Annotated in this window: 13 protein-coding genes; 5 read left to right on the plus strand and 8 right to left on the minus strand. The window is 45.6% G+C overall.

The window, feature by feature from the left end:
- Positions 1–41 precede the first annotated feature (41 nt).
- The 5 genes from IEX60_RS23780 to IEX60_RS23800 all read right to left on the minus strand — a co-directional run bounded on the left by IEX60_RS23780 (position 42) and on the right by IEX60_RS23800 (position 7285).
- Positions 42–3212 carry an efflux RND transporter permease subunit gene (locus IEX60_RS23780; protein ID WP_188753900.1) on the minus strand — a complete coding sequence of 1057 codons (3171 nt, stop codon included), beginning with the start codon at positions 3210–3212 and terminating at the stop codon, positions 42–44.
- A gap of 46 nt (positions 3213–3258) precedes the next feature.
- The gene (locus IEX60_RS23785) at positions 3259–4338 is read right to left on the minus strand and encodes an efflux RND transporter periplasmic adaptor subunit (protein WP_188753901.1); all 1080 of its coding nucleotides are present in this window, start codon (positions 4336–4338) and stop codon (positions 3259–3261) included.
- 107 nt (positions 4339–4445) lie between these two features.
- Positions 4446–5780: a TolC family protein gene (locus tag IEX60_RS23790; RefSeq protein ID WP_229717766.1), complete on the minus strand. Its 1335-nt coding sequence runs from the start codon at positions 5778–5780 to the stop codon at positions 4446–4448.
- A gap of 31 nt (positions 5781–5811) precedes the next feature.
- Positions 5812–6405, minus strand: a complete 594-nt coding sequence (locus IEX60_RS23795) for a TetR/AcrR family transcriptional regulator (RefSeq protein WP_188753903.1) — start codon at positions 6403–6405, stop codon at positions 5812–5814.
- Positions 6406–6586: 181 nt separating this feature from the next.
- On the minus strand, positions 6587–7285 hold the full coding sequence (locus tag IEX60_RS23800) for an NUDIX hydrolase (protein ID WP_188753904.1): 699 nt from the start codon (positions 7283–7285) through the stop codon (positions 6587–6589).
- Positions 7286–7437: 152 nt separating this feature from the next.
- Here IEX60_RS23800 and pfkA point away from each other — a divergent pair, with 152 nt between their 5' ends.
- Genes pfkA through gap form a run of 3 tightly spaced genes read left to right on the plus strand, consistent with a single transcriptional unit; the run spans position 7438 to position 10268 of the window.
- A complete protein-coding gene (gene pfkA / locus IEX60_RS23805) occupies positions 7438–8421 on the plus strand; it encodes a 6-phosphofructokinase (RefSeq protein ID WP_188753905.1) in 984 nt (327 codons plus the stop codon).
- A complete protein-coding gene (locus IEX60_RS23810; protein WP_188753906.1) occupies positions 8418–9266 on the plus strand; it encodes a hypothetical protein in 849 nt (282 codons plus the stop codon). Before pfkA ends, IEX60_RS23810 begins: the two co-directional genes overlap by 4 nt.
- Before the next feature lie 6 nt (positions 9267–9272).
- Positions 9273–10268, plus strand: a complete 996-nt coding sequence (gap, locus tag IEX60_RS23815) for a type I glyceraldehyde-3-phosphate dehydrogenase (protein ID WP_188753907.1) — start codon at positions 9273–9275, stop codon at positions 10266–10268.
- Positions 10269–10401: 133 nt separating this feature from the next.
- On the opposite strand, the gene IEX60_RS23820 is transcribed toward gap, so the two are convergent.
- Positions 10402–10755 carry a nuclear transport factor 2 family protein gene (locus tag IEX60_RS23820; protein ID WP_188753908.1) on the minus strand — a complete coding sequence of 118 codons (354 nt, stop codon included), beginning with the start codon at positions 10753–10755 and terminating at the stop codon, positions 10402–10404.
- Positions 10756–11056: 301 nt separating this feature from the next.
- Between IEX60_RS23820 and IEX60_RS25050 the strand changes: the two genes are divergently transcribed.
- Together IEX60_RS25050 and IEX60_RS23830 are read left to right on the plus strand one after the other, a co-directional pair.
- Complete coding sequence (locus tag IEX60_RS25050; protein ID WP_188753909.1) at positions 11057–11527, plus strand: response regulator transcription factor; 471 nt, start codon at positions 11057–11059, stop codon at positions 11525–11527.
- 115 nt (positions 11528–11642) lie between these two features.
- Positions 11643–12161 carry a DUF4199 domain-containing protein gene (locus IEX60_RS23830; RefSeq protein ID WP_188753910.1) on the plus strand — a complete coding sequence of 173 codons (519 nt, stop codon included), beginning with the start codon at positions 11643–11645 and terminating at the stop codon, positions 12159–12161.
- A 143-nt stretch (positions 12162–12304) separates the two neighbouring features.
- Here the strand turns inward: IEX60_RS23830 and IEX60_RS23835 are convergent, their stop codons facing one another.
- Both IEX60_RS23835 and IEX60_RS23840 read right to left on the minus strand, forming a co-directional pair.
- Positions 12305–12481, minus strand: a complete 177-nt coding sequence (locus tag IEX60_RS23835) for a BF3379 family histone-like protein (protein WP_188753911.1) — start codon at positions 12479–12481, stop codon at positions 12305–12307.
- A gap of 212 nt (positions 12482–12693) precedes the next feature.
- On the minus strand, positions 12694–13794 hold the full coding sequence (locus tag IEX60_RS23840; protein ID WP_188753912.1) for a purple acid phosphatase family protein: 1101 nt from the start codon (positions 13792–13794) through the stop codon (positions 12694–12696).
- Between the last annotated feature and the right edge of the window lie 509 nt (positions 13795–14303).

The following is a 14303-nucleotide window of genomic DNA, read 5'->3' on the forward strand; positions in this document are numbered from 1 at the left end:
AGCGCCCGGGACTACTTATCAACTCACTATTTCGTAGCCGGTTAAACGGCTTCGTCTTCGTATTCCTTGACTTCTTTATGCTCGTATTCTTCAACCATCAGCTCCTCAATGGGCCGGCCTTTTTTATCCAGACCGAAACGGTGAAGGATGTTATCGGTGATCTGATAAATCACCGGAACAACAATCAGCGTCAGGAAGAGCGAACTCAGCAACCCGCCGATGATTACCCATGCCAATCCGTTTTTCCATTCCGCACTCGGGCCGGTTGCGATGGCAATGGGAAACATCCCGAACACCATGGCAATGGTGGTCATCAGGATCGGGCGTAGCCGCGCATGGTTGGCAAGGATCAATGCCTCGCGGGTAGACTTGCCCTCGGCCTTGAGGTGGTTGGTAAAGTCGACGAGGATAATTGCGTTTTTCGCCACCAAACCGATTAACATAATCAGACCCAGTATCGTGAATATGTTCAGTGTATTATTTGTCAATGCCAATGCCAGTAATGCACCGATAATGGACAATGGAATGGAGAACATCACCACAAAAGGATACACGAAACTGTCATACAGTGCCACCATGATAAAATACACCAACAGTACCGACGCCAACAATGCGATTCCCAAGGTACCGAATCCCTCGGATTGCTGTTCCATATCACCGCTCCACACATAACTTACCCCGCTGGGTGTCGGGATCTCCGAGAGGTGACTTTCGAGATCTGCCGCAATCGCGCTCACCGGGCGACCGACGACCTGCGATTGTACCTTCACAGACGTACTCTTATCACGTCGTTCCAACTGGCTTGGCCCCGAGCCTTCGTGGATGGAGGCAAACTGCGACAGCCGTACCAATTGGCCCATGCTGTTCGTAAATTGCAGGTTCCGCACGTCATCCACGTTTTTACGGTCATAGTCGTCAAAGCGGATATTGATGTCATATTCGTATTCACCTGAGCGGAACTTACCGTCTGTATTTCCATTAAATGCCGTCTGCATGGTACCTCCCACGGTCTGCAGGTTCAGTCCCAGTGCTGCCATTTTATCGCGGTCCACTTCCACTGTGATTTCCGGGGTACCGCTCTCAACGGAAAGTTTTGCTTCCGAAGTACCGGGTATTTTACGAACACGCTCCAACAGCGCTTCCGCATAGGTCAATACACTGTCCAGATCGGAACCGATCACCACCAATTCCAGAGGAGCCTGTTCGGCGAAACCGACGATGCTGATGGGAACCGTCTTGATTTTTGCACCAACCAGGATCTTTTCCAGCTCACGTTTCAATTTGGCGGCGTAGATGTTGCTCGGATCTTCACGATCTTCGCGCCCCACAAGCTTCACCGTAATCTCCGATTTATAGGCCGTCGCCTGCGTACCCACGAAACCATCGTTCGATTGGCCTACTGTGGTAATCAGCGACACGACTTCCGGTTTGGAAGCCATATATTCCTCGGCTTTCCGCGTCATCTGGTTGGTCTGCTCAACGGATGCATCTTTGGGCATTTCGATCTGAACCAAAAACTCACCACGGTCGCCCTGTGCGAAGAATTCACCGCCGATATAGCCACCTGCCAGCAACCCGAAGGAGGCAAACAGCAATACGGTTACCAATGCCAGCGTGATGAATTTGTGATCAAGCGACCATTTCAATATGCCCGTAATCCAACGGGTAAAACGGTGCAACTGATTTTCAAACCAAAGTACAAACCTTCCGAATATATTTTTATCCGATACCCTTTCCAACTTCCCGTAACGGGATGTGAGCAAAGGCACAATGGTAAACGATGCCACCAAACTGAGTAATGTGGCAATCACGACCACTACACAGAACTCGCGAAGGATATCGGAAACCATACCGGTACTGATGGCAATGGGCAAAAACACCACCACAATAACCATCGTAATGGAAATAACGGTAAACCCGATTTCCTTGGCGGCATCATAGGAAGCACGAACTTTATTTTTCCCCATCTCCATGTGCCGGTAGATATTTTCGATCACCACGATTGCGTCGTCCACCAGGATACCCACCACCAACGACAGGCCAAGCAAGGACATCAGGTTCAGCGTATAGCCGAAGAGATTGATCCCGATGAATGTCGCAATCAACGAGGCGGGAATGGCAACCATGACAATCACCGCGTTCCGTAAACTGTGCAGGAAAAACAACATCACGACGGCTACCAGTATAACGGCCAGGAACAAGTCAAAAATTACCGAGTTGGCCGACTCCAACGTATACGTAGAGCTATCATTGGCTATCTCGATTTTCAACCCTTCCTTCTCGTAGGTGTTCATCAATTGGGCGATGATTTCCTGCGTACCGCGGCTCACCTCCACCGCATTGGCATCCGATTGTTTCAATACCTGGAGCAGCAATGCACTGCGTTGGTTCACGCGGGCAATCTTTTCAACATCCTTTTGGGTATCCTGCACATCCGCGATATCACGGATGCGCACTTGCGCACCCGATTCAGTAGTCGCAATAACCAGGTTACGTAATTCTTCTACAGATTTGTATTTACCCGCCAAACGCACGAGGATATCCTGGTTTTGCGTTTTTACACTCCCCGTGGGGAAGTCCAAATTGGACGTGAGGATCGCCTGCTGAACCTGCAGGATGGAGAGTCCGTATCCTTCCAGTTTGGAAGCGTCAATGCTGACCTGGATTTCACGCTCCTGCCCACCGATGAGGTTTACCTGTGCCACTCCGGGCACACGCGACAACACCGGCTGGATGCGCTTATCGACCAAGTCGTAAAACGCGGCGCCATCCATGTTGCCCGTAGCCGCCAACGATACAATGGGTAGATCGTCCATCGAAAACTTGGCCAATGACGGTGCCTCTGCATCGTCAGGGAGCTCCGACAGGATGGCATTTACCTTCCGCTGGGCATCATTGAGCGCATAGTCGACGTCCGTCCCACTATTCAGTTCAATAATCACCAGAGACAGACTCTCAAAAGAGGTCGCATCCAGCTTTTTGATATTCTCCAACGAAGCTACCGCATCCTCAATTTTCTTGGTTACGGTATTTTCCACTTCACTTGGCGACGCCCCGGGATAAATGGTGGAAATGGACACCACGCTGGGTGTAAACTTGGGGAGCAACTCGTAGTTCAACGAGAAATAGCTCATGATGCCAAGCAAAGTCAGCACGGTGAATACCACGATGACAATGGATGGGCGTTTTATCGATATTTCTGCTATCTTCATGATTTGAGATATGAGATGTTAGACATCAGATTCAAGACGTTATCCATTAGCGGTTCGTTGTTGAATCAACCTGTGCCTGCACTTTTGCCCCGTCAACCAGGTTGATCTGCCCGCTCGTGATGACGGTCTCTCCTTCTTCAAGGCCCCGCAGTATTTCCACCTGCTCACCGAAAATACGTCCGGCTACGACCTGACGGATTGCTGCGGTGCTGTCACCTTCAAGCGTATACACCTGATTGCTGTTAACACCGCCAACAAAGGAGCCCCGGGGGATCAGGATGGTCGGATCCTGTTGGGGAAATTTGAAGTGTGCCGTCGCATACATACCTGCCTTAAGCTCAGAAGCCGCGCTGTTATCCACGGTGATTTCTACCGGATAGTTCAGCGTATTGTCTGCTTTGGCAGCGATAAAGCTGACCGTACCATTGAATTCCTTATCGGGGAAAACACTGCTTACGATGGTAACTTTATCACCAACCTTCAGATTCACCACCTGGGTTTCGTTGGCCGTTACTTTCAGCTTCAGCTGCGATAGGTCTACGATTTCAAAAAGGTCAGTACCGGGCGATAAGTATGCACCTACTTCGATGTCACGGCGATTGACGATACCGTTGATCGGCGATTTGATATTTGCATCCTGTACACGGCGGTTGGCCTGTTGCAACCTGACTTCGGCGTTGCGCAGTTGTAATTCGATTTCATCCAATTGTGCACGGGTTACGCCACCGGTTTCAAAAGAACTTTTGTAACGTCCATAATCCGTCTTCAACTTTTGAAGTGCATCTTCAGCCGCTTGTTTGTCGAGATTGATGATCTCCGGATCAACCAATGCCAGCACCTGACCTCTGGTGACACGAGATCCTTCTTTCACCTGAATACGTGTAACGCGACCACTGACTTCCGATTTAAGAAGCAGATCCTGATTTGCTGCAAAGTTACCATTAGCCGAAAAATCAAGCACCAGGGGTTGGCGGCTCACCTTGGCAGCTTTCACCACGATGGCTCCGCCCGTCTGAGCTACTACAGCGGTCTTTGCTTCATTTTCCGCCTTATTTTTGCTTAATACCCATCCGATAAGGGCCAACACCCCTAAGACAACGACGATGGTAATGATGATTCGTTTCATTCGTAAATAATTTGTTTTTTTAGTGCCTCATGGAACCTGCATTTTCATCGCCTTTTGCGTCTGGCGCTGACATGGCAGGTTTCATTTGTATAAATTGATGATGATATTTATTCGTTTATTAATGATTTAATTTGTCCGTTTGATTTTTTTAACTGTATCTCGGCTATTTTGTAGTTTAACAACGCCTGCGTGTAGCTGTTCTGAGCTTGCGTGAGCGCATTTTCAGTATCAAGCAAGTCGGTCAATGCCGCCAAACCGTTGTTGTAGTTGTTTTGTGTGCTTTCATACACCTCCTGTGCCAGCTGCATGTTTTCCCGTTGTGAACGGATGGTGTTTAACGCGTTCTTCAATTGTATTTTTGCATTTTCGTTTGCCAGATTAAGTGATTGCTTCATGTTAAACAAATCCTGTTCAGCTTTCAGGTAATCAACTTTGGCTTTCCCCATACGTGCACGTGTTGCAAAACCATTGAATATTGGTATGCGGAGATTCAATCCCACAACAGCAGCGCCGAAAGTCGCTGCAATGGGACTTTCTGAATTCTTGTACAAATAGCCGAACCTATCTGTCATCGTTGTATAGTTATAATTACTAACCAAAGACAACGTAGGAAAATATTCAGCTTTATTTGCCTTATACTGTAAATCCAACAATTCCAATTGTTTATTCAACAATTGCAACTCGATCAGACGGTCCAAGCGGCTACTGTCTTCTGCAAAGTCTCCTAATTCTGGAATTTCTTTCAGTTCTTCTTCTGCCAGTGTTATTTGTGTTTCAATGGGCATACCCATCGAAAATTTCAATTGATTTTCCAGAAGGGATACACCGTTGATTAATTCCTCCCGCTGATTTTCGAGATTCGTAATGTTTACCTTGATACGGTCTACATCTATCTTTTTTGCCAATCCATTTTGATATTGATTGGAGACAATCTCATTGATTACGCGGATATTTTTAAGATTGGTATCTATGACGCTCAACTGTTCGCGGTTTACCAGAATCTGATAATAATTGGATGCTACGGTTTCGATAACCTGCTCTTCCGTCATGTTGGCAGCTAAACGATAATAATCACTCGTCGCCTGAGCGGCCTTCAGCCCCGTAAACACCTGTTGATTGAAAACCTGTTGACTTAATTGAGCTCCGAATCTCGAATCCCACGGCTGACCGATGGTTACGGATTGTCCCGCAAACACCAACTTACCGATTACTGGGTTGTAATTCAATGCTGCCGAACCCTCGACCTGGGGAAGAGCATTCGCCCTGACTTCGGCCACCTGATGTTTTCCTCCCTCTACATCGAGGTATGCCTTTTTGATGGATTCATTATTTTCCAACGCATATTGCAATGCTTCCTTTAAGGTAAGTGGTTCCTGAGCCGACGCGGCATGGATGCCCCATAAACCAACGATAGCCGCTGTTAGGATTTTCCGTATATTCATGTTCAATATATTCATATGATGTTGTTTCAAACTATCTTTTAATGCCATTGATAAAGATGGTAGCAGCTTGTTTCTGTTTTTCAATGATTGCCAGCAATTCATCGCGATCGATCAACGCATGTGGAACGGCCCGATCGCAAAACATCGCAAGCCCCCGTATCATGGCAATGTACAATTCTGACGTAGATGTAACATCAAATGTTACAAGCTCTCCACGATCGATTCCCTTTCTGAATATTTTTGAAATCACCTCCACTTCACGGCGAAACATCTTACTTGAAAGCTGTACCCACTTTTCATCGCTTATGTTCATTTCTTGTAAATTGAGGACGAGCATGTAATATTTTTCAAAATATTCCTTTTTTATATCCAGCATGCGGACAAGCAAGCTCAGCGTATCCGTAATGGTATCCAACGCGTGGTTGATGGTTACATCGCTTTCTTCTAAGATCTGGTAAACGATTGCTTCTATCAACGAAAACTTATCCGGAAAATAATAATACAAATTTGCCTTCGATAACTTTAAATCATCTGCGATTTCACTCATCGTTGTCTTTGCGATACCGAAATGGGAAAACCGCCTCAATGCTGCACCAATAATCTGATCTCTTTTATCATCCACCATGCTGTTTTTACCTTTCTACCATTTGACTATTTTCAAAAATTGGTCAAAAGTAAAAGTTCATCTGCACTTCACCAAAAAAATCATGCCTAAGACTGATTATCGAATCAGGTTATGACACAATATTTACAAACCCAACAAGGGGACAAAGAAAAACAAGGGCTGTGACAACCTTATGGCGGGGTTACCGGGCAAATGTCAGTTCATTTTGAAATACTTTTGCGTATTTGCGTTTATCCAACTTGTATAGCCTCGCTGCGCGATAGGAAACACCTCGCTGAAATTCAGGCAATTCTTTTAATATATTATAATTGAGCATCTTCTTTCGGAAGTTGCGCTTATCTAATTTCCGCCCCCATATGGCCTCGTACAGTTGCTGCAACTGGGTAAGTGTAAACTTCTCAGGCAATAATTCAAAGGCAATCGGGCTGTAACTTATTTTGCGTCTAACTTTCGAAATACTTTTATCAATGATATGCCGGTGGTCAAATGCCAGTTCAGGTAAGTTATTCAGGGGATGCCAAACTGCCTGGCGGGCATAGTCGGTAATGGGTTCTGGCTGACTTTTTAGATCATCCAACCGCAACAAGGCATAATAAGCTACCGTGATAATGCGGCCCTGTGGATGTCGTTTTAAATCACCAAACGTATACAATTGTTCCATGTAGATTCCTCTTAATCCCGTGTGTTCATATAATATGCGTTTAACCGCATCGTCTATGGTTTCATTGTGCTCCACAAAGAAACCGGGAAGCGCCCACCATCCTTTAAACGGGTATTCGTTCCGCTCAATAAGCAACAGCTTCAGTTCGCCTTCATGAAAACCGAAGATCACGCAGTCGGTGGTAAACGTGGATTGTAAGTGTGGTAAATTTGATTGCAATGTGCTGGCTATTTGTTCCCTAATTGATTTTAATTTGTTAAATTTGCTCACTTAAACCATTCAAGTTGAAAAAATAAATCTTGAAAAAATTTAATAGTGTAGCAAATACACACTATATTCGTGCTGCTAATTTACAAAAGATTATTAAAAAAGTGCAAAGCATATCAAAAGTAGGAATATTTACTTCTGGCGGAGACGCACCCGGTATGAATGCCTGCATCCGGGCGGCAGTACGTACAGCATTGCATGCCGGCAAATCAGTGACGGGCATCTACCAGGGTTATCAGGGGATGATTGATGCCAACTTCCAGGAAATGAACAGCCGATCAGTGAGCAACATCATCCAGATGGGAGGCACCATTCTCAAAACGGCAAGGTGTGATGTATTTCGTACACCCGAAGGCCGGAAACAAGCCTACCACAACCTAAAAAAAGCAGGTATTGACGGACTGATAGCCATAGGTGGAGACGGGACCTTTACGGGGGCGGAAATCCTTTCACGGGAATATGATATTCCAATTATCTGCATACCGGGCACAATTGACAACGATTTATATGGCTCCGACTTCACGCTTGGCTACGATACGGCTACGAATACAGTGATTGAGGCGATTGATAAAATACGGGATACGGCAGCCTCCCATGATCGGCTCTTTTTCGTGGAGGTAATGGGTCGGGATTCGGGCTGTATTGCCTTGAATGCGGGCATTGCGGGCGGTGCTGAAGCAATCCTGCTACCCGAAAAATCAACCGCCATCGAAAAACTCTGCACCCAACTGGAAAGTGCAGCGAAAAGCAAAAAATCGTCTACCATCGTCATCGTAGCCGAAGGAGAAGAAAACGGAGGAGCGTATAATGTAGCCAAGGAAGTAAAATCAAGGTTTAATTTTTACGACACCAAAGTAACCATTCTGGGGCATTTGCAGCGCGGAGGTTCACCCAGCAGCTTCGACCGCGTACTGGCCAGTAGGCTCGGATTTGCCGCGGTAAGACACCTGCTAGCCGGAGAAACCCGGGTGATGGTAGGACTGTGTGGCAATGAAATTAAAACCACGCCGCTTGAAGAGGTACTGAATAAAAAGGTATACAAGCTAAGTGAAGATATGCTTGAAATGATGGATGTATTGTCAATATGATCGCAGTGGTATTCAGCGGTTCAAGATTCTCTGACTGGCGGTTGGCAGATAAAGGAAAAATCGTCACCGGCTTCCGGATGATGGGAATCAATCCCTACCTCCATGACGAGCGTTTTATTCTCCAACTGCTCAACAAAAGCAACAACCTGATCAATTATGCAGAACAGATCAGGCGGATTTATTTTTTCGGGGCAGGATCTTCTTCACCGGAACGCAAAGATAAAATAGCAGCCGTATTAAAGCAGTTTTTCATCCATGCGAAGGTAACTGTGGATCACGATGTAAAAGCATCCGCGCTCTCCACCTTAGGCGATGAAAAAGGACTGATCGGCATCTTGGGCAGTGGGTCCAATGCGGCCTATTTCAACGGCAAACGAACGGCTGACAATAACTTTGGACTTGGCTACATCCTAGCCGACGAAGGATCCGCTAACTGGATTGGACGCATGCTGCTGAAAAGCTTTCTTAATGAGACCATGCCCGACGATCTCCGGGAAAAGTTTGTAGAGCGATATCCGCTTGACCGGAAAATCATTCTGGACAAAGTATATAATCAGGTCAACCCTACCCTCTTTCTGACCTCATTTGCCGATTTTGTCATGGAAAACCACAAACATCGGTTCATCAAAAAGATCATTCATCGGGGCTTTAAGCTATATATAGAAACCTATCTCCTACCCTTAATCAAACAACACCCTAATATGGCTGTTAACTTTACAGGAAGCGTAGCAGCAGGTTACGAAGAATGGCTGCGGGAGGTTGCGCATGAATACGATATTACAATCGGTGCGGTCATCCGTGAACCGATTCATAATTTAATGAAATACTATTTAAATAAAAATTAATATAAAATGAAAATTGGAATCAATGGATTCGGCCGCATAGGCCGTCTGGCATTCAGGGCAGCAGTAAATCGCCCGGGTGTTGAAATTGTTGGAATCAACGACCTCGTAGACCCGGATTACATGGCGTACATGCTGAAATATGACTCAACTCACGGAAAATTCGATGGTACCGTCGAAGCAAAAGATGGTAACCTTATCGTCAATGGTAAGACGATCCGCGTGACGGCTGAAAAAGATCCGGCAAATCTAAAGTGGAATGAAGTAGGTGCCGAAGTGATCATCGAATCTACCGGCTTATTCCTAACGAAGGAATCGGCTCAGAAACATATAGACGCGGGGGCCAAAAAAGTTGTCATGTCTGCGCCTGCAAAAGACGATACGCCTACGTTTGTGATGGGTGTGAACCACAAACAACTGAAACCTGAGCAAACAATCGTATCCAATGCTTCGTGTACTACCAACTGTCTAGCTCCGCTCGCCAAAGTACTTAACGACAAATTTGGCATTATCGAGGGATTGATGAGCACCATCCACGCGGTTACGGCGACACAGAAAACAGTAGATGGCCCGTCTGTGAAAGACTGGCGGGGTGGACGGGGTGCTTACCAAAATATCATCCCTTCATCCACAGGTGCTGCAAAGGCCGTCGGATTGGTATTACCAGAATTAAAAGGCAAATTGACAGGTATGTCTTTCCGCGTACCTGTGCCCGACGTATCTGTGGTTGATCTTACCGCTCGGTTGGAAAAACCCGCTACTTATGAAGAAATCAAGCAAGCATTCAAAGAAGCTTCCGAAGGTGAACTGAAAGGCATTCTCGGTTATACTGAAGATGATGTTGTATCGGAAGATTTCCGCGGAGATGCGCGTACTTCGATTTTCGACGCCAAAGCGGGAATTTCACTGAATGACAACTTTGTCAAGGTTGTGTCCTGGTACGATAACGAATGGGGTTACTCCAATAAGTTGGTTGACCTCGTTGAATTGGCAGGCAAAATCTAATCATATTTGCCAATAGACTGCTAACAAAGAAAGGCTGTTTCAAAATAACGAAACAGCCTTTTATCTTTAACAGCCCTGATGTACTGATATAAATCCACCCATGCCTGAGTTACTGGGGCACAGATCCCAACACTCACTCAATGGGCAGGTTATGGAGTTTGAGGAACGATAACTTGTCCCAATAGCCACGCTGGAACACGATCTTGCCACCCTGTACCTGAAAAAAACCGCAACCACGCAAACCCAGAGGATCTCTCCATTCCAATATCGCCCATTCCCCATCCTCGAATAGATGCTCGGGAATGCAGGTCATGTCGGCTGTATCAAATTCACGAGCAAACATTTCCCGGATCGCCTCCTTGCCCTTCACCGGTTTGTTGGCCACCTGATGGTTAATTGCATCGGGTGCATACAGTTCTGCGATTGCACCGGCGTCCGCCCGGTTGAATGCTTCTATCCATTTTTCTATCACTGCTTTCGGTGTCATTGGGTTGGTAGCAAAAATCTTCAAGTTCCCGGATGGTTATGGGACAAAGATAGCAAAATTGACTGTGAAAGAGACTAAGGTTCGTTAAACTAACAATTAAGCCCGGGCTGCCAATAAAAATGTCCTTGCCCGTTGTTGCCTGAGTACCAGTACTTCTTCTGCCCGCCAACATTGACATGTGATCGCAAGACCCGTCTAAGGTCATATGGATTACTGTTCAGCGGCGACAAATCGGCAGCAATGCGTATCTTTAACGACCCACAAAGAAAAGGTGGTAACAGCAAATAAGGAATATCCATTTATGAAATCGCTGAAATTAACCAAGAGTTTCCAACGTATTCTTTTATATGGAACTGTATTGGCAGTGCTGGTCTTTTTTCTGAAATGGGTGCAATGGAATTTTCTGATCATCGACAACGCTATTGACATCTATATTGGCGTCATTGCCGTCCTTTTCTTGGTGCTTGGTGTCTGGATAGCCAACCAGATGATCAAATCCAGGACCGTCATCGTAGAGCGGAAAGTTCCCGTCAGCACTCCCAGAACAGTCTTCATTAACGAAGATACCCTCAGGGAATTAGCTATCAGCAAACGGGAATATGAGGTGCTGCAACTCTTGGCAAAAGGGCATACCAATGCGGATATAGCGACCGAATTATTCGTTTCGCTGAGCACGGTTAAAACCCATGTTTCGAATCTTTTTCAGAAATTGGATGTAAAAAACAGGACGCAAGCCATTACAAAGTCTAAAGAGCTGAACATCATCCCTTAACCACGCCTCGTACGAACGTATGATTTCAGGGTATTGAGCTGAATTTCATCCTAAAGTATGAACGGAACCCTGATTACCACCGTTATATTTGCTCTCGAAATCAAACGACAAAAAAATGAAAAGGAACATCTTGTTATTCGGATCAATCATCGGGGGTATCCTGTGTGCCAATATGATCGTCATGGTCAACATGATGTACAGTGACACCCACTTCAAGGGGAATGACGTTGTTGGCTATGCGGCAATGATCATCCTGTTTTCGCTTATTTTCTTCGGTGTTAAGAACCATCGAGACAAACAGCTCGGTGGTTATATCTCATTCGGCAAGGCTTTTAAAATGGGGAGCCTCATTGCATTGGTGGGAGCAACTTTATATGTTGTGGTCTGGTTGTTCTATTATTACCTCTTTGTCCCCGACTTTATCGATGTGTACACCGACTATGTCCTCACGACCTGTGCGCCAGAAGATATAGAGACCAAGACCGCCCAAATGGCTGACTTCAAGGAAATGTACAAAAATCCGCTGTTTGTCATCCTGATTACCTATTCAGAAGTATTGCCCGTCGGATTAGTTGTTGCTCTTGTGAGTGCGTTGCTGTTGAAAAGGAAGCAGTTTGAAAAATCGTTGTCTTAAATTTCATCGCCTATCGTCTTCTTTACCAAAAGAACTCCGATGGCTTTGTTACGGCAAAGATCCCGACAATATCTATGGAACAAAATAAAATTCCCGGAGCCTATTTAGACCCGGGAATTCATGCATTCTCAAAAAATAGCGGGCTATTGTTTGTTCTTTGCCGCCGTCACCGCATTGCGGATGTCCTGTGCCAAGGCTTTTACCTTTTGTAGCCCGGTGCGGACACGGGTACCGGCAGCATTGTTTCCTTTTTCGTAGAACTTAACCGCGTCATCCTCGATGGAAGCGATCAATGTTTTCAATTCGTTGTACTTTTCCATTTAATAAAATTTAACAGTTGATGATTGATCTTATAACGTGATTATCGTGGTTTTATTTCAACGTATACAGGAATTACCCTATCCTCTGCCCAAAATATGCAGTGTTTGGGTATCGCGCATATTTTCAAAGTACTTATCAAATACGTTCTAAAAAGCCGGATCCATACCTGGCAATACCAAAAAGAGCTCATGCAGAACCGGCCCAGGGCCACTTAAGGAGATTTTCTGCGATGCTGACTGTTCAGCTTCAGCTCGCCCACTTTTACTCCGTCATCCCGCAGCATCGCCAACTCCAAAAGATTAGTGTCAGCGGTCACTGTTATTACGGTTCGCCTGGTTTCGAGCGGTCCCCCGCCGATAACCAGTGGATAATGATGTTCTTCATTGATTGGATGAATACCATAACGATGGGTATGTCCACAAATCAACAGGTCAATTTTCCCCTTATTAAACAAGGGGTTAAACAATTCCCTACAGTGCATAGTGCCGTGCCAGTCGCCCGATTCAAAGGTAGGAATGTGCATAATTACTACCCGGAAGGGTGCTTGTTGATATGCCGTCGTTTCTATTTCCGCTGCCAGCCACCTAGCCTGTTCTTCCCGGTAAACATCAAAAGCAACCAATCCCTGGTAGGCCTCATGGCTGTCCTCTTTGTCTTCGCCCGTATCCAGCACAATAAAATGCACCGGGCCCTGCCTGAAAGAGAAATAGTAACGGTTGTCGGGGTTTTCAAAATAAAGTCCATGCTGGCGGGCAAAAACACCCCGGTTTTCATGGTTTCCCCGGGTGAATAAAAAAGGAGTGGTCGTGCTGAATAATTCGCCCAGCGGATTCAACAGATGATCAATGATTTGCTGCTGGTCGGTTTCAAAGTCGAACATGTCGCCATTGAGAAAGACCATATCCTGGGAAAATTCATTGACCAACGATAAAAGATGGGAAAAAGATGCAGGACGGTCGTGAATATCATTCAACACGATCCAAGAAACCTTTTCCGCCTTTGGATCGGGTGTGGTAAAGTAAAACCATTCACTATCCTGCCGGTCCCCCCAACTCATCTTGTAAGGCTCGAACGCAAGGATCTCTCTGGAAGACACCCGGTAACCATATTTTTTACCGGGTGTCAGCCCTTTGAGGGTAATCCGGTTGATCAGATTGTATGCATCGACCAATCCCAGGTCGGCATGTACAGCTTTCTGTGTTGGCTTCTCTTCCCCGTATTCCACCCAGCCTGCACAGGGCTTTCCAGTAATCCACATAATCGTGCACGAAGTGGGGCTTAGGTTCTGGATGTAAGGCTTGGTTACGAACAAATATAGATGTGATTGACCATCTGATAATGACGTCAGAGGGATGTTACAGTTTTTCAGATAACGGATTGATTTCGTGATACAAAATCGCTCCAACACTTCGCGCTTTGAACTTTTGAGGGTTCAGCGCGGTGTTGGGGCTTATGTGTTTAAATTTCAAGGCTGATTCCATTCTTTGTACAGCAACAGATATATGCCAAATAAGCTAATTGCGAATACAAATCGATTAAGCCCTTAAAACGCTTTTGGTCTAGGAAAATCTTATCCAATGTTTCATTCGGCTGATAGCAAAAAATTTCAATATTTAATTCGGGATGTGACTCGAATTTCTTTTCAAGATTGGAGAGGCGGGAATAATTGTGAGTAATGCAGTTTCTACATAGTCTCAGACTATGCAAGATATGGATGAATGGTGTTTTTGCGATTTTGAGAGAGTGTAAAATGAACTGTGTCAAGATTAGTAAATAAGTATTAATTTTAGACATAGTAATTATGGAGATCAGAGAAACGGA

Source organism: Parapedobacter defluvii, from assembly GCF_014642075.1.
In the GTDB taxonomy this organism is placed as follows: domain Bacteria; phylum Bacteroidota; class Bacteroidia; order Sphingobacteriales; family Sphingobacteriaceae; genus Parapedobacter; species Parapedobacter defluvii.